Raw genomic sequence first — 21,986 nt, 5'->3', positions numbered from 1 at the left:
GATTCTGCCGACTACCGGCGCCAGTGTCCTGAATCCATCATCTCCTCCATCAGACAGGGGCCTGGCCCCGGAGGAGTACGACATGAAGAAGATTCTCGGCATCTACAGCGCCCCGAAGGCGCATTGGGTGGGCGACGGCTTCCCGGCCCGGACCCTGTTTTCCTATTCCAGCCACGGCCAGCAGGTCAGCCCGTTCCTGCTGCTGGACTACGCCGGTCCGATGGCGTTCACCCCGGCCGCGCAGCCCCGCGGCGTTGGCCAGCATCCCCACCGCGGCTTCGAGACGGTCACCATCGTCTATGAGGGCGAGGTCGAGCATCGCGACTCCACCGGCGCCGGCGGCACCATCGGCCCGGGCGATGTGCAGTGGATGACCGCCGCCTCCGGCATCCTGCATGAAGAGTTCCACTCCCCCGCCTTCACCCGCACCGGCGGCACGCTGGAGATGGTGCAGCTCTGGGTGAATCTGCCGGCCAAGGACAAGATGGCCGCGCCTGGCTACCAGACCCTGCTGGACGCGCAGATTCCGTCGGTGGCCTTGCCGGACCAGGCGGGCCGCGTGCGCGTGATCGCCGGTGAGTTCGACGGCCAGCATGGCCCCGCGCGCACCTTTACGCCGATGGATGTGTGGGACCTGCGGCTGCTCCAGGGGCACAGCGCCCACCTGCCGGTGCCCGAGGGGCGCCACGTCGCCCTGGTCGTGCTGCGCGGCAGCGTGCAGGTCAATGGCAGCCAGACCGTGCACGAGGCGCAGCTGGTGATGCTTGATCGCGATGGCAGCGCCCTGCGGATCGAGGCCAACAGCGATGCCACGGTGCTGGTGCTCAGTGGCGAACCGATCGACGAGCCGATCGTCGGTTATGGGCCCTTCGTGATGAACAGCCAGGACGACATCCGCCAGGCCTTCGCCGATTTCAATGGCGGCCGCTTCGGCCAGATCGCGCACACGTGATCCCGGCGAAGTGCTGGATTCACAGCGCGATTGACGCATCCCCCGTCCTCCATGGCGATGGTCGTTGCCATCGCCATGACCCGGCCGCCCAGCGGCCTCCCCACGCCCAGGAGTATTCCCATGGCAAGCGAACCCATCCGTGACCCTGTCACCGATCACCTGCTGACCCCGCAGAACGCCGCCTTCATCATCATCGACTACCAGCCGGTGCAGGTGAACTCGATCGCCTCGATGGACCGGCAGTTGCTGGTCAACAACATCGTCGGCACCGCCAGGGCCGCCGTCGCCTACGGGCTGCCGCTCGTGCATTCCACGGTCAATGTGCGCAGCGGCCTCAACAAACCGCCGATTCCGCAGCTGCGCAAGGTGCTGGCCGACCATCCCACCTACGACCGCACCACGATCAACGCGTGGGAAGACACCGCGTTCCGCGAAGCGGTGCAGGCCACCGGGCGCCGCAAGCTGATCATGACCGCCCTGTGGACCGAAGCCTGTCTGACCTTCCCCGCCTTGGATGCTTTGAAGGAGGGCTACGAGGTGTACGTCGTGGTCGATGCCGTTGGCGGCACCTCCCTGGCCGCGCATGACGCGGGCCTGCGCCGCATCGAACAGGCCGGCGGCAGGATGATCAGCGTGCCTCAGCTGTTCTGTGAGCTGCAGCGCGATTGGCAGCGCCAGGACACGGTGCCGGCGTTCATGGATCTTTTCATCCAGACCGGCGGCACTGCCGGCATCCAGTTCTCCTACGATCGCCAATGAGCGACGCAACGGCCACGCTCCCGCGTGGCCGTTGGGCGGGCATCACCCGTGCAACGCCTTGGCGTGATGCGCGATGTGCTCGCCGATGAAGCTGCTGATGAAGTAATAGCTGTGGTCGTAACCGGGCTGCAGGCGCAGCGTCAGCGGATGACCGGCCGCCGTGCAGGCCGCCTGCAACCACTGCGGCTGCAGCTGGGTGTCGAGGAACTCATCACCACCGCCCTGGTCCACCAGCAACGGCAGGCGCTCGGTCGCGGTGGCGACCAGCTCGCTGGCATCCCACGCCGCCCAACTGGCGCGGTCCTCGCCGAGGTACGCGGCAAAGGCCTTCTGGCCCCACGGCACGCGGGTCGGCGCGACGATCGGCGAGAACGCCGAGACGCTCCTGTAGCGGCCCGGATTCTTCAATGCGATCACCAGCGCCCCATGACCGCCCATCGAGTGGCCACTGATGCTGCGCGCGCCCGTCGTCGGGAAATGCGCCTCGATCCATGCCGGCAGTTCCTCCACCACGTAGTCGTACATGCGGTAGTGCGCCGCCCACGGCTGCTCGGTGGCGTTCAAATAGAAACCCGCCCCCTTGCCCAGGTCGTAGCCTTCGGCATCGGCGACGTCATCGCCGCGCGGGCTGGTGTCCGGCACGACCAGGATCACGCCATGCTCGGCGGCGTAGCGCTGCGCACCGGCCTTGGTGATGAAGTTCTGTTCGTTGCAGGTCAGCCCGCTGAGCCAGTACAGCACCGGCAGTGGCTGCGTGGCAGCCTGCGGCGGCAGATACACGGCGACGTTCATGTCGCAGCCCAGCACCTGCGATGTGTGGCGGTACACGTCCTGCCAACCGCCGGATGCGGCGCGATGTTCGATGCGTTCCATGGTGATTCTCCGTAGGGGCGGCGCGGACCACGCGCCGCCCGTAGTGGCTCAGAAATGCACAACCGAGCGGATCGACTTGCCTTCGTGCATCAGATCGAACGCGTCGTTGATCTCGTCCAGGCCCATCGTGTGGGTCACGAACGGGGCCAGCTCGATGTCACCCTTCATCGCATCTTCGACCATGCCCGGCAGCTGGGTACGGCCCTTGACGCCGCCGAAGGCCGTGCCCTTCCAGGAGCGGCCGGTGACCAGCTGGAACGGACGGGTCGAGATTTCCTGGCCCGAGCCGGCCACACCGATCACCACCGACTGGCCCCAGCCACGGTGCGCGCATTCCAGCGCCGCGCGCATCACGTTGACGTTGCCGATGCATTCAAAGGTATGGTCCACGCCCCACGTGGTCATCTCCACGATGACCTGCTGGATCGGCTTGTCATGGTCCTTCGGGTTGATGCAATCGGTCGCGCCGAACTGCTTGGCCAGTTCGAACTTGGAGGGGTTGGTATCGATCGCGAAGATACGGCCGGCCTTGGCCTGGCGCGCGCCCTGGATCACCGCCAGGCCGATGCCGCCCAGCCCGAACACCGCCACCGAATCGCCTTCCTGCACCTTGGCGGTGTTGTGCACCGCGCCGATGCCGGTGGTCACGCCGCAGCCGAGCAGGCACACGTGTTCCGGGTTGGCTTCCGGATTGATCTTGGCCAGCGACACTTCAGCCACCACGGTGTACTCGCTGAAGGTGGAGCAGCCCATGTAGTGGTAGATCGGCTCGCCGTTGTAGCTGAAGCGGGTGGTGCCATCGGGCATCACGCCCTTGCCCTGGGTGGCGCGCACGGCCACGCACAGGTTGGTCTTGCCCGAGGTACAGAACAGGCACTCGCCGCACTCGGCGGTGTACAGCGGGATGACGTGGTCGCCCGGCTTGACGCTGGTGACGCCCTCGCCCACTTCGACCACGATGCCGGCACCTTCATGGCCGAGCACGGCCGGGAACAGACCTTCCGGATCGTCGCCGGACAGGGTGAACGCATCGGTGTGGCAGACGCCGGTGTGGGTGATCCTGACCAGCACTTCGCCCTTCTGCGGCGGAGCGACGTCGATCTCGACGATCTTGAGCGGTTCGCCAGCGGCGAAGGCAACGGCAGCACGGGATTTCATGGGGAGCACTCCAAGGCAGGGAACAGAATGTGGCAGCACGCGGTCGTCCGCGCACTCATTTGAGGTAGGACCGGATCAGCATGCTCATCTCGCGCACGCGCTCGTCGCGCTGCGCATCGGATTGGGCCGGCTGCCCGAACTCTTCGCGCAGATGCGCTTCCATCACTTCGGACATCAGCCCGTTGACGGCACCGCGGATTGCGGCGATCTGCTGCAGCACCGGCCCGCACTCGGCCCCGGCCTCCAGCGCGCGGTCCAGCGCATCGCACTGACCACGGATCCGACGGACCCGGGCGAGAACGCGCTTTTTTTCCTGCGGTGAATGGGGCATGGGGCAAAGGCCAGTTAACTATACTGGGGGTGAGTATACAGGATCGAAGCATCCAGGCCATTGACAGGCGTTCCGCTTGACATGAACAATCCAGGCAGAACGCCGCACGTGCCAGCCGGCGTCATGGACGACATCACATTTGCCATGCAGGTTCACCTTCGGATGCCAACGCGACGCGCAGTGTTCCCTTACCTTTTCCTCCTTGCCGGCGGTGCGTTGCTGCTTCGCGCCATGCATGTGCTGTCATCGCCGCTCGCAGGCACCACGGGACAGGCAGCGGCCTATGCCGATGGATACGCGGCCGGACAGACGGTTGCCGGCGCGCTGCTCGTGGCTGCTGCCGTGAGTCTCATTGCACTGGGTTGGCGCAGGCTGCGCTGCTGACCCGTTCGTGGCATCAGCCTGGCAGGCCCAGGCGCTGACCTACCCGCGCAGCAGATCAATGAACGCCCGAAGCGCGGATGACATCTGCCGCTGCCGCGGGTAATACACCGCAAAGCCCGCGAACGGTTCACTCCAGTCCTCCAGCACGGCGACCAGCCGACCGTCGTCCAGATACGGACGCGCGGAATCCTCCAGCACGTAGGCCAACCCTAGCCCGTCCACCACCGCCTGCAGGATGGTGTTCTGATCGCCGAGGGTGAGTCGCCCCGGCACATCGATTTCCAGCGCCTGGCCATCGCGTTCGAACTGCCACTTGTACAGATGGCCGCTGGCGAAGCGGAACCGCACGCACTCGTGGCGGATCAGATCGCGCGGATGCCGGGGTATCTCGCGTCCTTCAAGGTAGGCCGGCGCACCGACGATCAAGCCGCGCAGTGCCGGCCCGAGCGGCACGGCGACCATGTCTTCGGGTACCGATTCATGCAGGCGCACACCGGCGTCGTAACCGCCGGCGACGATATCGACCAGACCGTCATCCTGGGCCAGCTCCAGACGCACATCCGGATGGGCCAGCAGGAACTTCGCCAAGCGCGGGCCGAGCTGGGTCTGGACGGCGGCGCGGGTGGCATTGATGCGCAACAGGCCGGCCGGTGCGGCACGGAAATGGTTCATCTCCTCCAGCGCGTCATGCACCTGCCCCAACGCAGGCTGCAGGCGTTCGAGCAGGCGCTGGCCGGCTTCGGTGAGGGCGACGCTGCGGGTGGTGCGGTGGAACAGGCCCACGCCCAGGCGCTCTTCCAGCGCGCGTATCGCATAACTGACCGCCGAGGTGGACAGAGCCAGCTCGGCCCCCGCCTTGCGGAAGCTGCGGTGGCGGGCCACGGCGGCGAAGGCTGCCAGATGGGTCAGGTTGTCAGTGGCCATGATTATCCCGTTTCACTTGATGAATCATGCCGATATCCTGACTGTCTGTGCACGGGATCGGGGCGTATTGTAAAGCGCCTTTCTACAAACCTGCCAAGGATTCCCCCATGTCCCTCGCCCATGGTTATGCGGTGCACGACCAGACCGCACCGCTGGTGCCGTTCTCCTTCGAACGCCGCCCGGCCGGTCCCGATGACGTGCGCATCGAGATTCTCTTCAGTGGCATCTGCCACTCCGATCTGCATCAGGCCCGTGACGACTGGGGTGGTTCCAAGTTCCCGATGGTGCCGGGCCACGAGATCATCGGCCGCGTGACCGAGGTCGGCGCCAACGTCACCGGCTTCAAGGTCGGCGACTTCGCCGGCGTCGGCTGCATGGTCGATTCCTGCCGCCACTGCGCCGCCTGCGATGAAGACCTGGAGCAGTACTGCGAGAAGGGCGCGACCTTCACCTACAACAGCACCGAGCGCGAGAGCGGCCAGCCGACCTTCGGCGGTTACTCCGACCACATCGTGGTCGAGCAGCGCTTCGTGGTGAAGGTGTCCGCAACGCTCGACCTCAAGGCCGCCGCGCCGCTGCTGTGCGCCGGCATCACCACCTATTCGCCGCTGCGCCACTGGAAGGTCGGCCCCGGCCAGAAGGTGGGCGTGATCGGCCTGGGTGGCCTGGGCCACATGGGCGTGAAGTTCGCCAAGGCGATGGGCGCCACCGTGGTGATGATCACCACCACCCCGGAAAAGGGTGCCGATGCCAAGCGCCTGGGGGCCGACGAGGTGCTGGTCTCGCGCGATCCGGCGCAGATGAAGGCCCATGCGGGCAGCTTCGATTTCCTGCTCAACACCATCCCGGTCAGCCACGACACCAACCCGTACATGTCCCTGCTCAAGCGCGATGCCACGATGTGCCTGGTCGGCGTGCTGACCGAACTGGATCCGCCGCTGATGGGCGCTTCGGTGATGTTCGGCCGCAAGCACATCACCGGCTCGGCGATCGGCGGCATGGCCGAAACGCAGGAGATGATGGACTTCTGTGCCGAGCACAACATCGTCAGCGATGTGGAAGTGATCGACATCAAGAGCGTCAACGAGGCCTGGGAGCGCATGGCCAGGAACGATGTGCGCTACCGCTTCGTGATCGATATGGCCACGCTGGAAAAGGCGGCCTGATCCCGGCGCAGCCACACATGAAAAACCCCGGCAATGCCGGGGTTTTTTTTGTCAGCTGTACGCGTGTGCCCTTGGCAAATGTCCCCAGGCCGCGGAGCGGCCTCCTCCTGTGCTTTGCCCAGGGGCATACCGGCCGCTACGGGCCTCGGCGTGCGGTAAGCAGGGAGAAGCCAAGCGTGGGGCGCTGGTCGGTGGGTCGGGCGCTGGGCGCCCATGCCCTTGGAGGCAAAATAAAGGAGGAGGGGGCGGCCGCAGGCCGACGCCGGGGGACATTTGCCGGAAAGGGCATGGGCGCCCAGCGCCCGACCCACCGACTACCGCTTTCGCCCGCTCAGTACGCAAATTCCTTGAACACCGGATCGATGTTGCCGCCCCACTCGCCATGGAACAGCGCCAGCTTGCGATCGGCCGGGGTCAGCCCGGAATCGACGATCTCCTGCAGCACCTCCAGGAACTTGCTTTCGTCCTGACCATCGGCATTGCGCGCGGCGCGGCGCTTGAGGCCGGCCACGGCGATCTTCAACGCTTCGCGCGACAGATCCAGCACGGTGCCGTTGCGGAACGGCAGCTTCAACCCATGGCGCGGCACGCCATCGCGCAGGACGTTGCGCTCGACCAGGCTGAAATCACGGACCAGATCCCACGCGGCATCGAGCGCGGCATCGTCATACAGCAGGCCCACCCAGAACGCGGGCAGCGCGCACAGGCGGCTCCACGGGCCGGCATCGGCGCCGCGCATTTCCAGGTACTTCTTCAGGCGCACTTCCGGGAAGGCGGTGGTCATGTGATCGGACCAGTCGCGCAGCGTGGGCAACTGGCCCGGCAGCACCGGCAGCTTGCCGAGCATGAAATCGCGGAAGCTCTGGCCGCTGGCATCGTGGTACTTGCCCTCGCGGTAAGAGAAGTACATCGGCACATCGAGCAGGTAGTCGACATAACGCTCGTAACCGAAGCCGTCTTCGAACACGAAGTCGAGCATGCCGGTGCGGTCGTTGTCGGTGTCGGTCCAGATGTGCGAGCGGTAGCTCTGGTAGCCGTTCGGCGCACCTTCGGTGAACGGCGAATCGGCAAACAGCGCGGTGGCGATCGGCTGCAGCGCCAGCGACACGCGGAACTTCTTCACCATGTCCGCTTCGGTGGCGTAATCCAGGTTGACCTGCACCGTGCAGGTGCGGGTCATCATGTCCAGGCCGAGCGTGCCGACCTTGGGCATGTACTCGCGCATGATCTTGTAGCGGCCCTTGGGCATCCACGGCATCTCATCGCGGGTCCACTTCGGCTGGAAGCCCATGCCAAGGAAGCCCAGCTGCAGTTCGCCAGCGACCTGCGCCACTTCATTGAGATGGGTGCCGGTTTCCACGCAGGTCTGGTGGATGGTCTCCACCGCCGCGCCGGACAACTCCAGCTGGCCGGCCGGTTCCAGGGTCACCGAGGCGTTGTCGCGCAGCAGCGCGATGGTGCGTCCGTCTTCCTGCACCGGATCCCAGCCGAAGCGGGTCAGGCCGTTGAGCAGCGCTTCGATGCCGCGGTCGCCGTCGAAGGTGGGCGGGCGCAGGTCATCCAGGCGGAAGCCGAACTTCTCGTGCTCGGTGCCGATGCGCCACTGCGCCTGGGGCTTTTCGCCGGAGGCCAACGTGGCGACCAGTTCATTACGGTCGGTGATCGGCGTCTCGGCGACGTGGCTGGGGCTCGACAAGGGGAGGCTCGCAGAATTCTGGTCAGGGCGGGGATGTGGGGTTCGCGCCCCCGCATCGCAAGGGCGCACTATATCGTGGCGTCCCCTGCCGTCGTGTCACCGTGACGGTTTTCAGCATCCTACTGGCATGGGCTTGACGCTGCGCCGGCCCCGCCGCGGCTGCGAGTCATTCCGCCGTTGGCCGCCGCCAGCCCCTACACTGATTCGATGAGCCGATCCCGACATCCGGAAGTCCATCGCTCCGACCGCGTCGGTTGGCTGCGCGCCGCCGTGCTCGGCGCTAACGACGGCATCGTCTCAGTGGCCGGCCTGGTGGTCGGCATCGCTGCCAGCGGCGCCTCGGCCTCCACGATCCTGGCCACCGGCATCGCCGGGACCGTGGCCGGCGCGATGTCGATGGCGGCCGGCGAGTATGTTTCGGTGCAGTCCCAGGCCGATACCGAACGGGCCGACCTGGCCGTGGAGAAGCGCGAACTGCACGACGACCCGCATAGCGAGCTGGAAGAGCTGGCCGCGATTTACCGCCATCGTGGGCTGAGTTCCGACCTGGCGCATGAAGTGGCCACCCAGCTCACCGCGCACGACGCGCTGGGGGCGCATGCCCGCGATGAGCTGGGCATCACCGAGGAACTGCGCGCACGCCCGATGCAGGCCGCCATGGCCTCGGCCGGCGCCTTCGTCAGTGGCGCCGCGTTGCCGGTGCTGACCGCCCTGCTCGCGCCGCATGCGCTGGTCGGCCAAGCCACCACCGTGGTGACGCTGCTGGGGCTGTGCCTGACCGGCACCCTGGCCGCGCATGCCGGCGGTGCCTCGCGCCTGCGTGGCGCGCTGCGCGTGACCTTCTGGGGCGCGATCGCGATGGCGGCGGCCGCCTTGGTCGGCCGCCTGTTCAACGTGGCAGGCTGAGTCATGTCCGCACCCATTGATACCACCACCTCGCTGCTGGCGACCCTGGCCAGCCTGGCCGACTGCCAGCGCGCGGATGGCTATGCGTGCATCACCGCACGCCGCGAGCATGGCGCCTCCTCCGTGGAGATTCCGCAGCCGCAGTTCGCGATCCTGCTGCAGGGGCGCAAGCAGGCGCGTACCGCGCAGCAATCGCTGGAATTCGCACCGGGCGATCTGTTTCTGATCACGCGCCGCTGCCGCATCGATGTGGTGAACATCCCCGATCCGCACAGCGGGGTGTACCTCAGTGCGATCGTGCCGATGTGCGCCGAGGCGCTCACGGCCGCCCGCGCGCTGTGGAACGAGCCGCTGCCGCAGGCCGGTGATGCACTGGCCAGGCTGCCCCTGGCCGAGCATGGCGCAACCCTGCTGCAATGGCGGCAGGCGCTGGAACACGGTCACTACACCGAAGCACGCCTGGCCTTGGCCTCGCTTGCCGTGGCGTTCTGCCGGCGCGGGCACGGCAGCCTGCTGGTTCCCCCCGAGCCGAGCCTGGGGGAACGCATCCGCGATCTGATCGCTGCCCAGCCCGAGCGCGATTGGCAGTCACGCGATTTCGAAGCGCAGCTGGGCCTCAGCGGTGCCACGCTGCGGCGGCGCCTGGCCAGCGAGCACTCCAGCGTGCGCGAACTGATCACCGATGCGCGGCTCGCGCATGCGATGGGCCTGCTCTACACCACCCGGCTGCCGTTGAAGACCGTGGCCGCGCGCGTGGGCTACCGCTCGCTGGGCAGCTTCAACAAGCGCTTCGCCGAACGCTATGGGCTGGAACCAGCGGCGATCGGCAACAGCTGAGCGCGAGCGGATCGCGCGGCATTCTGAGCGGAACGCAGCAGACAGGACGCGCAGCATGGAGGCACCGCGGCGCAGCCGCCCTGTCCGGAACCTGTCATGCCCTTCCCCCGCGTTCGCACGCTCGCCTCCGCCGTGTTGCTGGCCGTTGTCGCCAGCCCCGCCTGGGCCACCACCACGCACACCCCGCGCGAGCAGGTACCCGGCGTGTATCACCAGACCATCGGCACGCTGCAGGTCACCGCGCTGTTCGATGGCACGGTCGCACTGGGCCGGCAGGAACTGGTCGGGATTGCCCCCGGAGCAGTCACCCGCCTGCTTGATCACCGCTACGTACCCGAGGATGGCAAGGGCCTGCAGACCGCGGTCAATGCCTACCTGGTGCAGCAGGGCGATCACCTGACCCTGGTCGATACCGGCACCGCGCAATGCTTCGGCCCCGGCCTGGGCCAGGTGCTGGGCAACCTGCGCAAGGCCGGCTACGACCCGGCGGACGTGGATGAAGTGGTGCTGACCCACGCGCACCCGGATCACCTGTGTGGCCTGCTGGATGCGCAGGAGAAGATCGCCTATCCGAATGCCACGGTGTGGCTGTCGGCCGCGGACGCGGCGTACTGGCTGGATCCGGCCAGCGAGGCAACCGCGCCGCAGGGTGTGCGCTTTGCCTTCGCCTTGGCGCGCAAGGCGGTGGCGCCGTATGAGGCGAGCGGGAAACTGAAGCGCTTTGCACCTGGCGACACATTGCCGGCGGGCATCACCGCATTGGACAGCCATGGCCATACGGTCGGCCATGTGTCTTACCGGATCGATGGTGGCACCGGCCAGCAGTTGCTGGTGTGGGGCGACATCGTGCATTTCCACGCGGTGCAGTTCGCGCAGCCGCAGGCCTCATTCGAAGCGGACAGCGACCGCGTGGCCGCGATCGCCAGCCGGCGCCGGATGATGGCGCAGGCGGCGGATCAGGGCTGGTGGGTAGCCGGCGCGCACCTGCCGTTCCCGGGGTTGGGGCATGTGCGCCGCGAGGGAGAGGCATTTGCCTGGGTGCCGGGCGAGTTCGCGCCGTTGCCGGCACGATGACAGCGGAATGGCGGCAGATGGACGGCAAGGATCCGCCCGGATGGCGACGACGGTAGATCCACGCATGGCGTGGATCTACGGGCGAGCGGTCAGCTCGCTTCCGGCGCCGGCTTGTTCAGGCCCAGCCAGCCGCCGATGATGCCGCGGGCTTCATCCACGCCCTGCCGGGCGGGACCGGAGAAGGTCTGCACACTGACGGTATCGCCGAAGGAGGACTGCAGTTCCTTGCGCACCTTCTGCAGGGCGATGCCCTGCTGGCCACGGCCGAGCTTGTCGGCCTTGGTCAGCAGCGCATGCGCCGGCAGGCCGCGCTGCACTGCATAGGCCAGCATCTGGCGGTCGTAGTCCCTCAGCGGGTGACGGATGTCCATCACCACCACCAGGCCACGCAGGGCCTCGCGGGTACGGAAGTACTGGTCGATGAAGGCCTGCCAGTGCGCCTGCAGGTCCAGCGGGACCTTGGCGTAGCCGTAACCGGGCAGATCGACCAGTTTGGCCTCCGGGGTGACCTCGAAGAACACCAGCTGCTGGGTGCGGCCGGGGGTCTTGGAGACCCGGGCCAGGCTGTTCTGGCGGGTCAGGGCGTTGAGGGCACTGGACTTGCCGGCGTTTGAGCGACCGGCAAAGGCGACTTCCGCGCCCACGTCCTCCGGCAATTGCCGGGTGTTGTGGGCCGAAAGCAGGTATTGGGCGCGTTCGAGGAGCAATGACATGGGCATAGGATCGCATGTCCGGGCCCGATCCGCGCTGTCTGCGCTCGGTTTTGCTGCACCCTGCGTTGACCGTGGCGGGAAACGGCGTTGATAATCGGGCGATCCCCGTGGTTGCGGTCCCGCAACCGCCAGGCCGGTCCACACGGAGCTTCCGCATGCGCCATGCTCGCGTTCTTGCCGTTTCCGCACTTGCTGTCTCGCTGCTCGCCGCCGTTGCCGTTGCCCAGACCTCGATCACCCCGTTGCCGGACAACGGGCCGATCAAGACCGCCTCGCTGGAGGTCGATTTCAGCAAAACCACCTGGGGCGATCCCAAGGCCGGGCAGACCAAGGCCGCAGCCTGCGCGGCCTGCCATTCGGCCGACGGCAACTCGACGGTGGAGATGTACCCGAGCATCGCCGGCCAGAGCGAACGCTACAGTGCCCAGCAGATCGCCCTGATCGCCAATGGCCAGCGCACCTCCGGGGCCTCGGCGGCGATGGTGCCGTTCGTGCAGGACCTCACTCCGCAGGACATGCGCGACATCGGCGCCTACTTCGCCACGCAGAAGGCCACGGCCGGCATCGCCGACGATGGTGCGGTGACCGAGGGCCCGTACGCCGGCAAGAAGTTCTACGAGATCGGCCAGCAGCTGTATCGCGGCGGCGACGCCGAGCGCGGCATCCCGGCCTGCATGGCGTGCCACGGCCCCACCGGCGCCGGCAACCCCGGCCCGGCCTACCCGCATATCAGTGGCCAGCACGCGGCGTATGTCGCACGGCGGCTGCAGGAGTACCAGGCCGGAACCACCCAGGAAACCGACAAGGCCCACTTCCAGATCATGGCCACGATCGCCAAGTCGTTGACCGAGCAGGAGATCCAGGCTTTGGCCAGCTACCTGCAGGGGCTGCACAACCGGGCAGATGACGTCGCCGCTGCGGCCACGCCGCTCGCCGGAGGCACGCAGGCACCACCGTAACGACCGCCCACGCCGCAGCGCATTCCCTTGGTCGGATGACGGATGCGGCCACCCCGGCCGGCGGGGTATGTTCACTGGCACGCCGGCGACTGGGCCGGCGTCGTTTTTTCTGTATGGAGATGGATGTAGATGACGTTGATGCCCCGCCTGATGTTGTTGCTGCTGGCCCTGAGCCCGTTGACCACCCTCGCCGCCACCCCGACACCGCTGGTGGAGGGCAAGGATTACGAACGGATCGCCGACGCCGGTCCGTTCGCGCCGCTGGCCGGCAAGATCGAAGTCGTGGAGATGTTCGGCTACACCTGCCCGCACTGCGCGCACTTCGAACCGCAGCTGGAAGCCTGGGCCGCCAAGCTGCCCAAGGATGTCCGCTTCACCCCGGTGCCGGCCGCTTTCGGGGGCGTGTGGGATTCGTTTGCCCGCGCCTACTACGCTGCCGACCAGCTGGGTGTGGCCAAGCGCAGCCACCGCGCGATGTTCGATGCCCTGCATGAGAAGGGATCGCTGCCGATGCAGAACGTCTCGCCGGATGAACTGGCCGCGTTCTACCAGGGCTTCGGCGTGGCCCCGGCGCAGTACATCACCGCGCTCAAGAGCGACGCCGTGGATGCCAAGGTCAAGGCCGCCCGTGCCTTCGCCCTGCGCACCAAGGTGCCCGGCACGCCGACGCTGATCGTCAATGGCGTGTACCTGGTCAAGGGCGACTCGTTCGAGTCGATGCTGCGCAACGCAGATGCCCTGATCGCCCGTGCGCGCAGCGGCAAGGCGCTCTAACAGCGCTCGCTGAACCATCACGCACCGTGCACGCGGGACGCTCGTTTCCGCGTGTCATCATGCTTCCCTGGCCGGTGCTCCCAGCATCGGCCCCACCATGCTCATCCGCTGGAGATGCTTCGATGAAGACCCGTTTCGCCATTACGCTCATGGCCCTGCTGCCGATCCTGGCTGCCTGCAAGGCCCAGGACGGTACCGCCAACACCACCGCCCCGGCTGAGCCGGCCGCACCGAGCAGCACCCCGGCCACCGAAACGGCCCCCCCGAGCGAGCAGGCCCCGGCCGCCAGCGGTGAAACTGCCGCCGCCGAGACCGCCGCTGCCGAAGCCACCACCCCGGCGCCGGCGCCGGCCTCGTCGCGCCCGACCGGCCCGGAGCCGGTTGCCGGCACCGACTATGTGGTGATCGAGAACGGCCAGCCGTTCCAGCCGGCCACCGGCAAGATCGAAGTCGCCGAAATCTTCGGTTACGTATGCCCGGCCTGCGCCGCGTTCCAGCCGCTGATCGGGCCGTGGAAGGCCGGTCTGCCGAGCGACGTCAATTTCGTCTACGTGCCGGCCATGTTCGGCGGTACCTGGGATGACTACGGCCGTGCGTTCTATGCCGCGCAGGCGATGGGCCTGCAGGAAAAGACCCACGAAGCCATGTACGCCGCGATCCATGCCGAGCAGAGCCTGAAGGGCGAGCGCGGCCGTGATTCGGTCGAGGACATCGCCAACTTCTACGGCAAGCACGGCGCCGACCCGAAGCAGTTCGCCGCGATGATGGGCAGCTTCGCCGTCAACGCCAAGACCAACTCGGCCAAGCAGTTCGCCCAGCGCAGCAAGATCTCCGGCACCCCGTCGGTGATCGTCAACGGCAAGTACCTGGTCAAGGGCAAGGGCTTCCCGGACATGCTGCGCATCGCCGATCACCTGATCGCGCGCGAACGCGCCGGCAAGGCCAACTGAGCCAGCGATAGCGAACCGTCGTGACCTTCCCCCACACGCGGACCCTGCGCCTGCTGACGGCCAACATCCAGGCCGGTTCGAGCACCCGCCGCTACAGTGACTACGTGACCCGCAGCTGGTCGCACGCACTGCCGGCCGGGCGCAAACGAACCAGCCTGGATGCCATCGCGCAGATGGCCCGCGAACACGACATCGTCGGCCTGCAGGAAGCCGACCCCGGCAGCCTGCGCTCGGGCTTCACCAACCAAACCCACTACCTCGCCGAGCGCGCGGGCTTCAATTACTGGAGCCACCAGCCCAACCGCCGCATGGGCGGGGTGGCCTCCAGCGCCAACGGCCTGCTCAGCAAGCTCGAGCCGGTCGAGGTCCAGGACCACGCCCTGCCGGGCCGGATCGGCGGGCGCGGCGTGCTGCTGGCCAAGTTCGGTGAAGGCAGCCAGGGCCTGGCGGTGGCGGTGGCGCATCTGTCGTTGGGGACCAATTCGCGCATGTCGCAATTGGCCTTTATTGCCGATCTGCTTGCCGACCACCCCAATGCCGTGCTGATGGGCGATTTCAACTGCCTGGCCGAACGCCCGGAAATGCAGGTGCTGTACCAGAAGACGACGCTGCAGCCGCCGGGCTGCGTGGTGCCGACCTTCCCCAGCTGGCGCCCGGACCGGGCGATCGACCACATCCTGCTCAGCGACGGCCTGCAGCAACGCAGTGCCGAAGCCGTACCGGCCGCGTTCTCCGATCACCTCGCGCTGGCGATGTCGATCGACGTGCCGAGCAGCGCGCTGCGCTGACGCAGGTATACCCGCCGCCCTTGCGCGGCGGGGCTGATGGCGGTGTAAACAGGCTGTCCACAGCGCCTGTGCGATAAATCCGCCGTCTGCCGCTCCGGCACCGGGAGTATCCCCCACCCCATGAGTACCGTGGAGCCGCCTCTGCCCGAGGTGCGCACGCTTCGACCCGTGTTCCTGCTTGCCGCCACGATCGTGGCGGCATTCGCCATTCTGGTCACCGTGTTTCCCATCGATGCCGGCGTGATGCTGCTCGATGCCCAGACCTGGGCCTCGCGCAATGTCGGCTGGTATTACCTGCTGGCGATGACCGTGTACCTGGTGTTCGTGGTCGGCGTGGCGCTGTCCGGCTATGGCAACGTCAAGCTGGGCGCGGACCATGACGAGCCGGAGTTCAGCTATCTGTCCTGGGCCGGCATGTTGTTCGCCGCCGGCATCAGCATCACCCTGTTCTTCTTCTGCGTCTCCGAGCCGCTGACCCACTACCTGTTGCCGCCGCAGGGCGGCACCGGCAGCGGCGAGGCCAGCGCGCGCCAGGCGATGCAGCTGCTGTTCCTGCATTGGGGCCTGCACGGCTGGGGCGTGTTCGCGCTGGCCGCGATGGCGCTGGCCTACTTCGCCTACCGCCACAACCTGCCCCTGGCGCTGCGCTCGGCGCTGTATCCGCTGATCGGCAAGCGAATCAACGGGCCGATCGGCTACACCGTGGATGCCCTGGGCATCGTAGCCACCGTGTTCGGCCTCGGCGCGGACATGGGCTTTGGCGTGCTGCATCTCAACGCCGGCCTGAACACCTTGTTCCCGGTGCCGCACGCGGCCTGGGTGCAGGTCGGGCTGATCGTACTGATGATGGGCGCGGCGATCACAGTGGCCGTGTCCGGCGTGGAAAAGGGCGTGCGCTGGATGTCCAACATCAACATGCTGCTGGCGATCTCGCTGCTGCTGTTCATGCTGTTCGCCGGCCCCACCCAGTACCTGCTCAATGCCTTCATGCAGAACATGGGCGACTACCTGGGCAACGTGGTCGGCAAGAGCTTCGATGTGTACGCCTACGGCGGGCGCCCGGACTGGCTGGGCAACTGGACGGTGTTCTACTGGGCCTGGTGGATCGGCTGGGCGCCGTTCGTAGGCTTGTTCATCGCGCGCATCTCGCGCGGCCGCACCATCCGCGAGTTCGTGCTCGGCGTGCTGCTGATCCCGCTGGGCTTCACCCTGGCCTGGCTGTCGATCTTCGGCAACAGCGCGCTGGATCAGATTCTGCACCACGACCAGGTGCACCTGGCGCAGATGGCGGTGGAGAACCCACCGACCGTGTTGTACGCGCTGCTGGAAAGCTACCCGTGGAGCCGCACCGTCATCGCGGTCACGGTGATCGTCAGCTTCATCTTCTTCGTCACCTCGGCCGATTCCGGCACGGTGGTGCTGTCCACGCTGTCCTCGCAGGGCGGCAATCCGGAAGACGACGGTCCGCGCTGGCTGCGTGTGTTCTGGGGCGTGATGACCGGTCTGGTCACCGCCGGGCTGCTGCTGGCCGGCAGCATGGATGCGCTCAAATCCGCGGTGGTGCTGGCCTCGTTGCCGTTCTCGGTGGTGCTGCTGCTGATGCTGTGGGGCTTGACCCGTGCACTGGGCGAAGAGTCGCAGCGCAAGAAGGCCTCGCAGTACTCGCCGATCCCCTTGATCGGGCAATCGCGGCATCAGCGCGGCTGGCGCCAGCGCATCACCCAGGCGGTGCATTTCCCGGTCCGCGACGAGGTGTACCGGTTCATGGATACCGATGTGAAGCCGGCGATCGAAGCCGTTGCGGCGCAGCTGCTCGAACAGGGCCTGGATGTGCAGACGAAGTTCGAGCCGGGTCACATGGAGCTGCTGGTGGACCATGGCGAACAACAGGTCTTCACCTACCAGGTGATCATGCGCGGCTACCTCACGCCTTCGTTCGCCGCGCAGCGCTTCCGCAACCAGCGTTACTACCGCGCCGAAGTGCACCTCTATGAAGGTGGACAGGACTACGAGCTGTTCGGCTACAGCCGCCAGCAGATCATCAACGACATCATCGATCAGTACGAGCGTCACCTGCAGTTCCTGCATCTCACGCGTTGACGCACTGATCTCCCGCTGCAAAGGAGTCATCGACATGCCTACCCTCCCCGACCAGCTGCTGTACATCGGCGGCCGCTACGTTCCCTCCCAGGGCGGAAAGACCTTCCAGGTCATCAACCCGGCCAACGGCGAGCTGCTCGCCAATGTCCACAGCGCCAACAGCGACGATCTCGACGCTGCCGTGGAGAGCGCCCAGGCCGGCCAGAAAGTGTGGGCCGCGCTGACCACCGTGGAACGCTCGCGCATCCTGCTGCGGGCGGTGGCGCTGCTGCGCGAGCGCAACGATGCACTGGCCGAACTGGAATCGCGCAACACCGGCAAGGCCCTGAGCGAAACGCTCGGCGTGGATGTGGTCACCGGCGCGGACGTACTGGAGTACTACGCCGGTGTCATGCACGGGCTGGAAGGCAGCCAGGTGCCGCTGCGCGAGAGCAGCTTCTTCTACACCCGGCAGGAACCGCTGGGCGTGGTCGGCGCGATCGGCGCCTGGAACTACCCGATCCAGATCGCGCTGTGGAAGGCCGCCCCGGCGCTGGCCGCCGGCAACGCGATGATCTTCAAGCCCAGCGAAGTCACGCCGCTGACCGCGCTGAAGCTGGCGGAGATCTTCACCGAGGCCGGCCTGCCCGATGGCGTGTTCAACGTGTTGCCCGGCGATGGCGCCGGCGTCGGCTCGGCGCTGACCGAACACCCGCTGATCGAGAAGATCTCCTTCACCGGCGGCACCGCGACCGGCCGCAAGGTGATGGCCAGTGCCTCCAGCTCCACGCTCAAGGACGTCACCATGGAGCTGGGCGGCAAGTCGCCGCTGATCATCTGCGAAGACGCCGATCTGGACCTGGCCGCCGACGTGGCGATGATGGCCAACTTCTACAGCTCCGGCCAGGTGTGCACCAACGGCACCCGCGTGTTCGTTCCGCGCAGCGCGCTGGCCGCGTTCGAAGCCAAGCTGCTGGAACGGGTCCAGCGCATCCGCATCGGCGACCCACTGGCCAAGGACACCAACTTCGGCCCGCTGGTCAGCGCCGCCCACATGCAGCGCGTGCTGGAGCACATCGGCAGCGGCAAGGCCGAAGGTGCACGGCTGGTCTGCGGCGGCGAACGGCTGACCGACGGCGCGTTGGGCAAAGGCTGCTATGTGGCACCGACCATCTTCAGCGACTGCCGCGATGACATGCGCATCGTGCGCGAAGAGATTTTCGGGCCGGTGATGAGCCTGTTGGCGTACGACGACGAAGACGAGGCCGTGCGCCGCGCCAACGACACCGATTACGGTCTCGCCGCCGGCGTGGTCACGCCGGACCTGGCGCGCGCGCATCGGCTGATCCATCAGCTCGAGGCCGGCATCTGCTGGGTCAACAGCTGGGGCGAATCGCCGGCACAGATGCCGGTGGGCGGCTACAAGCAGTCCGGTGTCGGCCGCGAAAACGGGCTGGCCACCCTGCGTGCCTACACCCGCACCAAATCCATCCAGATCGAACTGGACCGCTACGCGTCGGTGTTCTGAGCCGGCCTTACCAGGAGACACCGCGATGAAGCGCGAATACGACTACATCATCATCGGCGCCGGGTCGGCCGGCAACACGCTGGCCGCGCGCCTGACCGAAGACGCCGGGGTCAGCGTGCTGCTGCTGGAAGCCGGTGGGCCGGACTACCGGATGGATTTCCGCACCCAGATGCCGGCCGCACTGGCTTATCCGCTGCAGGGCCGCCGCTACAACTGGGCGTATGAAACCGAGCCGGAGCCCTACATGGACAACCGGCGCATGGAGTGCGGCCGCGGCAAGGGCCTGGGCGGTTCCTCGCTGATCAACGGCATGTGCTACATCCGCGGCAACGCGATGGACTTCGACCAGTGGGCCAGCTTCGACGGGCTGGAGGACTGGAGCTACCACGACGTGCTGCCGTACTTCCGCAAGGCGGAAACGCGCGACATCGGGGCCAACGATTACCACGGCGCCGACGGGCCGGTCAGCGTGGCCACGCCGAAGAACGGCAACAACGTGCTGTTCCACGCGATGGTCGAGGCCGGTGTGCAGGCTGGCTACCCGCGTACCGATGACCTCAACGGCTACCAGCAGGAAGGCTTCGGCCCGATGGACCGCACGGTGACCCCGCGCGGACGCCGCTCCAGTACCGCACGCGGCTATCTGGACATGGCCAAGGACCGTGAGGGACTGGAGATCGTGGTGCACGCCACCACCGACCGCATCCTGTTCGCCGGCAAGCGCGCGGTGGGCGTGCGCTACCTGGCCGGCAGCAGCGCCGAGCCGATTGACGCCACCGCCCGCCGCGAGGTGCTGCTGTGTGCCGGTGCGATCGCCTCGCCGCAGATCCTGCAGCGCTCCGGCGTGGGGGCGCCGGCATTGCTGGCCGCCCTTGGCGTGCCGCTGGTGCACGACCTGCCCGGCGTCGGCGAGAACCTGCAGGACCATCTGGAGGTGTACATGCAGTACGCCTGCAAGAAACCGGTCTCGCTGTACCCGGCACTGCAGTGGTGGAACCAGCCGGCGATCGGTGCGGAATGGCTGTTTGCCGGCACCGGTATCGGCGCCAGCAACCAGTTCGAGGCCGGTGGTTTCATCCGCACCCGCGAGGAGTTCGACTGGCCCAACATCCAGTACCACTTCCTGCCGGTGGCGATCAATTACAACGGCACCAACGCGGTCAAGGAACACGGCTTCCAGGCGCATGTGGGCTCGATGCGCACGCCCAGCCGCGGCCACGTGCATGCCAAGTCGCTGGACCCGCGTGAGCATCCCTCGATCCTGTTCAACTACCAGTCCACCGACCAGGACTGGCAGGAGTTCCGCGATGCGATCCGCATCACCCGCGAGATCATCGCCCAGCCCGCGCTGGACGAATACCGCGGGCGCGAAATCAGCCCGAGTGCCGAGTGCCAGAGCGATGCCGAACTGGATGCCTTCGTGCGCGCCCATGCGGAGACCGCGTATCACCCGTCGTGCTCGTGCGCGATGGGCACCGATGCGATGAGCGTGGTGGATGGCCAGGGCCGCGTGCATGGCATGGAAAGCCTGCGCGTGGTGGATGCCTCGATCATGCCGCGCATCATCACCGGCAACCTCAACGCCACCACGATCATGATCGCCGAGAAGATCGCCGACCGGATCCGCGGGCGTGCACCGCTGCCGCGCAGCACGGCGGCCTATTACGTGGCCGGGGACGCACCGGCGCGGCGCTGAGGGCGTTACGCCGGCGCACCCGGCAACGGCACCACCACCCGCTTCGCCGTCAACGTGCTCCCTACCGAGGCCACCACGGTGCAGCCGATCGCCGCCCATTGCAGCGTGGTCAGGTGCTCGGCCAGCAACCCCATCGCCAGCAGCGCGGCGACCGCCGGCTCCATGCTGATCAGGATGCCGAAGGTCTCCTTCGGCAGCCGCTTGAGCGCCATCATCTCCAGCGACATCGGGATCGCGCTGGAGACGATGGCCACGCCCAACCCGAACAGCAGGATCTTCGGATCCAGCAGTGCCATGCCCGCGTGCGCCACGCCGACCGGGACCACCACCAGCGCCGCCGCACACAGCCCCAGCGAGACCGTGTGCCCGGCCGGCAGATGCCCGGCGCGCTTGCCGAAGATGATGTACATCGCCCAGCAGACTGCCGCGCCCAGCGCGAACATCACCCCGACCGGGTCCAGTGGCTCACCATGGCCCAGCGGCAGCAGCAGCAACAGCCCGACCAGCGCGCAGCCGACCCAGACGAAATCGACCGGCCGCCGCGAGGACCACATCGCCACCGCCAACGGCCCGCAGAATTCGATCGCCACCGCGATGCCGAACGGGATCGTGCGCAGCGCCATGTAGAACAGCAGATTCATCACCCCGAGCGTGATGCCGTAACGGACGATCGCTCCGGCATCGGCGCGCGAGGTGGTCCAGCGCCACGGCCGGAACACCATCAACAGCACCAGCGCCGAGAAACCCACGCGCAGCGCGCTGGTGCCCTGCGCACCGATCAGCGGGAACAGCTGTTTGGCATACGAGGTGCCCACGGCCAAGGAGGTGACCGAGCCGAGCACGGCCAGGGCGGGGAAGAAGCTGGAGAGGCGGGAGGTCGACATCCGCACAGGATATTGCGCAACGGCCGAAGGAGATGCTCAATTGCAGGGGCCTTCCTGCATGTTTCACTCACCATGTCCGCCTTGCCCTACACCCCCGACAGCTTCGACCGCGCCATCCTGGCGATCCTGCAGCGCGACAACGCCACCCCACAGCGCGAGATCGCCGAGGCGGTGAGCCTCTCTGCCCCGGCGGTGCAGCGACGGATCAAGCGCCTGGAAGAGACCGGCATCATCCGTGGCAACGTCGCCGTGCTGGATCAGGCCCGGCTGGGCCGGCCGCTGACGATCATGGTCGAGGTCCGGGTCGCCAGCGAGCAGCCGCACCGGGTCGCCCCGTTCCGTCGCCGCGTGCAGGAGGACCCCGCCGTGCAGCAGTGCTACGCGATCACTGGCGACGCCGATTTCCTGCTGATCCTGACCGCCACCTCGATGGAAGAATACGAAGCGATCAGCGAGCGGCTGTTCGGCAACGACGACAACATCGAGCGCTTCCGCACCGCGGTGGCGCTGAGTACGCTCAAGCGCAGCCTGGCGGTTCCCCTCGCCGAGTGATCC

At 67.1% G+C, this 21,986-nt stretch carries 22 protein-coding genes; 15 read left to right on the top strand and 7 right to left on the bottom strand.

Translation table 11 applies throughout. The features are described from left to right. The first annotated feature begins 82 nt into the window (after positions 1–82). Complete coding sequence (locus tag ACW6W5_RS12500; RefSeq protein ID WP_152152216.1) at positions 83–952, top strand: pirin family protein; 870 nt, start codon at positions 83–85, stop codon at positions 950–952. 120 nt (positions 953–1,072) lie between these two features. Beyond that, positions 1,073–1,711: a hydrolase gene (locus tag ACW6W5_RS12495; protein ID WP_152152218.1), complete on the top strand. Its 639-nt coding sequence runs from the start codon at positions 1,073–1,075 to the stop codon at positions 1,709–1,711. Between the two features lie 42 nt (positions 1,712–1,753). On the opposite strand, the gene fghA is transcribed toward ACW6W5_RS12495, so the two are convergent. Genes fghA through ACW6W5_RS12480 form a run of 3 tightly spaced genes read right to left on the bottom strand, consistent with a single transcriptional unit; the run spans position 1,754 to position 4,073 of the window. Continuing rightward, positions 1,754–2,584 (bottom strand): S-formylglutathione hydrolase, encoded by an 831-nt coding sequence (fghA, locus tag ACW6W5_RS12490; RefSeq protein WP_152152220.1) that lies wholly within the window; start codon positions 2,582–2,584, stop codon positions 1,754–1,756. 48 nt (positions 2,585–2,632) lie between these two features. Further along, positions 2,633–3,742, bottom strand: a complete 1,110-nt coding sequence (locus ACW6W5_RS12485; RefSeq protein ID WP_121039758.1) for an S-(hydroxymethyl)glutathione dehydrogenase/class III alcohol dehydrogenase — start codon at positions 3,740–3,742, stop codon at positions 2,633–2,635. A gap of 55 nt (positions 3,743–3,797) precedes the next feature. Then, positions 3,798–4,073 carry a metal/formaldehyde-sensitive transcriptional repressor gene (locus ACW6W5_RS12480; protein ID WP_019183747.1) on the bottom strand — a complete coding sequence of 92 codons (276 nt, stop codon included), beginning with the start codon at positions 4,071–4,073 and terminating at the stop codon, positions 3,798–3,800. A gap of 81 nt (positions 4,074–4,154) precedes the next feature. On the opposite strand from ACW6W5_RS12480, the gene ACW6W5_RS12475 reads away from it, so the two are divergent. Next, positions 4,155–4,457, top strand: coding sequence for a hypothetical protein (locus ACW6W5_RS12475; protein ID WP_152152222.1), 303 nt, complete (start codon positions 4,155–4,157; stop codon positions 4,455–4,457). Between the two features lie 39 nt (positions 4,458–4,496). On the opposite strand, the gene ACW6W5_RS12470 is transcribed toward ACW6W5_RS12475, so the two are convergent. Next, positions 4,497–5,381: a LysR family transcriptional regulator gene (locus ACW6W5_RS12470; RefSeq protein ID WP_121039764.1), complete on the bottom strand. Its 885-nt coding sequence runs from the start codon at positions 5,379–5,381 to the stop codon at positions 4,497–4,499. A 107-nt stretch (positions 5,382–5,488) separates the two neighbouring features. Here ACW6W5_RS12470 and ACW6W5_RS12465 point away from each other — a divergent pair, with 107 nt between their 5' ends. Then, positions 5,489–6,547 (top strand): NAD(P)-dependent alcohol dehydrogenase, encoded by a 1,059-nt coding sequence (locus ACW6W5_RS12465; RefSeq protein ID WP_152152225.1) that lies wholly within the window; start codon positions 5,489–5,491, stop codon positions 6,545–6,547. A gap of 331 nt (positions 6,548–6,878) precedes the next feature. Here ACW6W5_RS12465 and ACW6W5_RS12460 read toward each other — a convergent pair whose 3' ends face one another. Next, positions 6,879–8,243, bottom strand: coding sequence for a glutamate--cysteine ligase (locus ACW6W5_RS12460; protein ID WP_152152227.1), 1,365 nt, complete (start codon positions 8,241–8,243; stop codon positions 6,879–6,881). A gap of 207 nt (positions 8,244–8,450) precedes the next feature. Between ACW6W5_RS12460 and ACW6W5_RS12455 the strand changes: the two genes are divergently transcribed. From ACW6W5_RS12455 to ACW6W5_RS12445, 3 genes are all read left to right on the top strand, one after another. Then, entirely contained in the window at positions 8,451–9,149 is a 699-nt protein-coding gene (locus tag ACW6W5_RS12455) for a VIT1/CCC1 transporter family protein (protein WP_152152229.1), read from the top strand. Positions 9,150–9,152: 3 nt separating this feature from the next. Continuing rightward, positions 9,153–9,986 (top strand): helix-turn-helix transcriptional regulator, encoded by an 834-nt coding sequence (locus ACW6W5_RS12450; protein ID WP_152152231.1) that lies wholly within the window; start codon positions 9,153–9,155, stop codon positions 9,984–9,986. Between the two features lie 96 nt (positions 9,987–10,082). Continuing rightward, positions 10,083–11,060 carry an MBL fold metallo-hydrolase gene (locus ACW6W5_RS12445; RefSeq protein WP_152152233.1) on the top strand — a complete coding sequence of 326 codons (978 nt, stop codon included), beginning with the start codon at positions 10,083–10,085 and terminating at the stop codon, positions 11,058–11,060. Positions 11,061–11,149: 89 nt separating this feature from the next. On the opposite strand, the gene yihA is transcribed toward ACW6W5_RS12445, so the two are convergent. Then, positions 11,150–11,773, bottom strand: a complete 624-nt coding sequence (gene yihA / locus ACW6W5_RS12440) for a ribosome biogenesis GTP-binding protein YihA/YsxC (protein WP_121039780.1) — start codon at positions 11,771–11,773, stop codon at positions 11,150–11,152. A 155-nt stretch (positions 11,774–11,928) separates the two neighbouring features. Between yihA and ACW6W5_RS12435 the strand changes: the two genes are divergently transcribed. The 7 genes from ACW6W5_RS12435 to betA all read left to right on the top strand — a co-directional run bounded on the left by ACW6W5_RS12435 (position 11,929) and on the right by betA (position 20,547). Then, on the top strand, positions 11,929–12,732 hold the full coding sequence (locus tag ACW6W5_RS12435; RefSeq protein WP_152152235.1) for a c-type cytochrome: 804 nt from the start codon (positions 11,929–11,931) through the stop codon (positions 12,730–12,732). Positions 12,733–12,861: 129 nt separating this feature from the next. Continuing rightward, entirely contained in the window at positions 12,862–13,506 is a 645-nt protein-coding gene (locus tag ACW6W5_RS12430; RefSeq protein WP_121039786.1) for a thiol:disulfide interchange protein DsbA/DsbL, read from the top strand. Positions 13,507–13,628: 122 nt separating this feature from the next. Next, a complete protein-coding gene (locus tag ACW6W5_RS12425) occupies positions 13,629–14,456 on the top strand; it encodes a thiol:disulfide interchange protein DsbA/DsbL (RefSeq protein ID WP_121039789.1) in 828 nt (275 codons plus the stop codon). Between the two features lie 50 nt (positions 14,457–14,506). Then, positions 14,507–15,244: an endonuclease/exonuclease/phosphatase family protein gene (locus ACW6W5_RS12420; protein WP_183073759.1), complete on the top strand. Its 738-nt coding sequence runs from the start codon at positions 14,507–14,509 to the stop codon at positions 15,242–15,244. Positions 15,245–15,364: 120 nt separating this feature from the next. Continuing rightward, on the top strand, positions 15,365–17,344 hold the full coding sequence (gene betT, locus ACW6W5_RS12415) for a choline BCCT transporter BetT (RefSeq protein WP_121039795.1): 1,980 nt from the start codon (positions 15,365–15,367) through the stop codon (positions 17,342–17,344). Between the two features lie 34 nt (positions 17,345–17,378). After that, on the top strand, positions 17,379–18,851 hold the full coding sequence (betB, locus tag ACW6W5_RS12410; protein WP_152152238.1) for a betaine-aldehyde dehydrogenase: 1,473 nt from the start codon (positions 17,379–17,381) through the stop codon (positions 18,849–18,851). A gap of 25 nt (positions 18,852–18,876) precedes the next feature. Next, positions 18,877–20,547, top strand: coding sequence for a choline dehydrogenase (gene betA, locus ACW6W5_RS12405; protein WP_152152239.1), 1,671 nt, complete (start codon positions 18,877–18,879; stop codon positions 20,545–20,547). 5 nt (positions 20,548–20,552) lie between these two features. On the opposite strand, the gene ACW6W5_RS12400 is transcribed toward betA, so the two are convergent. Next, positions 20,553–21,431: an EamA family transporter gene (locus ACW6W5_RS12400; RefSeq protein ID WP_088432509.1), complete on the bottom strand. Its 879-nt coding sequence runs from the start codon at positions 21,429–21,431 to the stop codon at positions 20,553–20,555. 72 nt (positions 21,432–21,503) lie between these two features. Between ACW6W5_RS12400 and ACW6W5_RS12395 the strand changes: the two genes are divergently transcribed. Continuing rightward, positions 21,504–21,983, top strand: coding sequence for an Lrp/AsnC family transcriptional regulator (locus ACW6W5_RS12395; protein ID WP_152152241.1), 480 nt, complete (start codon positions 21,504–21,506; stop codon positions 21,981–21,983). Positions 21,984–21,986 lie beyond the last annotated feature (3 nt).

This window comes from Stenotrophomonas sp. IS26 (assembly GCF_054188265.1).
The sequence above is the reverse complement of the archived record's forward strand: the minus strand, read 5'-3'. Positions and strand labels throughout refer to the sequence as shown.

Excerpts from the sequence above, each read along its gene's own strand:
- ACW6W5_RS12500 (WP_152152216.1), top strand. The coding sequence starts at position 83 with ATGAAGAAGATTCTCGGCATCTACAGCGCCCCGAAGGCGCATTGGGTG.
- ACW6W5_RS12495 (WP_152152218.1), top strand. The coding sequence starts at position 1,073 with ATGGCAAGCGAACCCATCCGTGACCCTGTCACCGATCACCTGCTGACC.
- fghA (WP_152152220.1), bottom strand. The coding sequence starts at position 2,584 with ATGGAACGCATCGAACATCGCGCCGCATCCGGCGGTTGGCAGGACGTG.
- ACW6W5_RS12485 (WP_121039758.1), bottom strand. The coding sequence starts at position 3,742 with ATGAAATCCCGTGCTGCCGTTGCCTTCGCCGCTGGCGAACCGCTCAAG.
- ACW6W5_RS12480 (WP_019183747.1), bottom strand. The coding sequence starts at position 4,073 with ATGCCCCATTCACCGCAGGAAAAAAAGCGCGTTCTCGCCCGGGTCCGT.
- ACW6W5_RS12475 (WP_152152222.1), top strand. The coding sequence starts at position 4,155 with ATGAACAATCCAGGCAGAACGCCGCACGTGCCAGCCGGCGTCATGGAC.
- ACW6W5_RS12470 (WP_121039764.1), bottom strand. The coding sequence starts at position 5,381 with ATGGCCACTGACAACCTGACCCATCTGGCAGCCTTCGCCGCCGTGGCC.
- ACW6W5_RS12465 (WP_152152225.1), top strand. The coding sequence starts at position 5,489 with ATGTCCCTCGCCCATGGTTATGCGGTGCACGACCAGACCGCACCGCTG.
- ACW6W5_RS12455 (WP_152152229.1), top strand. The coding sequence starts at position 8,451 with ATGAGCCGATCCCGACATCCGGAAGTCCATCGCTCCGACCGCGTCGGT.
- ACW6W5_RS12450 (WP_152152231.1), top strand. The coding sequence starts at position 9,153 with ATGTCCGCACCCATTGATACCACCACCTCGCTGCTGGCGACCCTGGCC.
- ACW6W5_RS12445 (WP_152152233.1), top strand. The coding sequence starts at position 10,083 with ATGCCCTTCCCCCGCGTTCGCACGCTCGCCTCCGCCGTGTTGCTGGCC.
- yihA (WP_121039780.1), bottom strand. The coding sequence starts at position 11,773 with ATGTCATTGCTCCTCGAACGCGCCCAATACCTGCTTTCGGCCCACAAC.
- ACW6W5_RS12435 (WP_152152235.1), top strand. The coding sequence starts at position 11,929 with ATGCGCCATGCTCGCGTTCTTGCCGTTTCCGCACTTGCTGTCTCGCTG.
- ACW6W5_RS12430 (WP_121039786.1), top strand. The coding sequence starts at position 12,862 with ATGACGTTGATGCCCCGCCTGATGTTGTTGCTGCTGGCCCTGAGCCCG.
- ACW6W5_RS12425 (WP_121039789.1), top strand. The coding sequence starts at position 13,629 with ATGAAGACCCGTTTCGCCATTACGCTCATGGCCCTGCTGCCGATCCTG.
- betT (WP_121039795.1), top strand. The coding sequence starts at position 15,365 with ATGAGTACCGTGGAGCCGCCTCTGCCCGAGGTGCGCACGCTTCGACCC.
- betB (WP_152152238.1), top strand. The coding sequence starts at position 17,379 with ATGCCTACCCTCCCCGACCAGCTGCTGTACATCGGCGGCCGCTACGTT.
- betA (WP_152152239.1), top strand. The coding sequence starts at position 18,877 with ATGAAGCGCGAATACGACTACATCATCATCGGCGCCGGGTCGGCCGGC.
- ACW6W5_RS12400 (WP_088432509.1), bottom strand. The coding sequence starts at position 21,431 with ATGTCGACCTCCCGCCTCTCCAGCTTCTTCCCCGCCCTGGCCGTGCTC.
- ACW6W5_RS12395 (WP_152152241.1), top strand. The coding sequence starts at position 21,504 with ATGTCCGCCTTGCCCTACACCCCCGACAGCTTCGACCGCGCCATCCTG.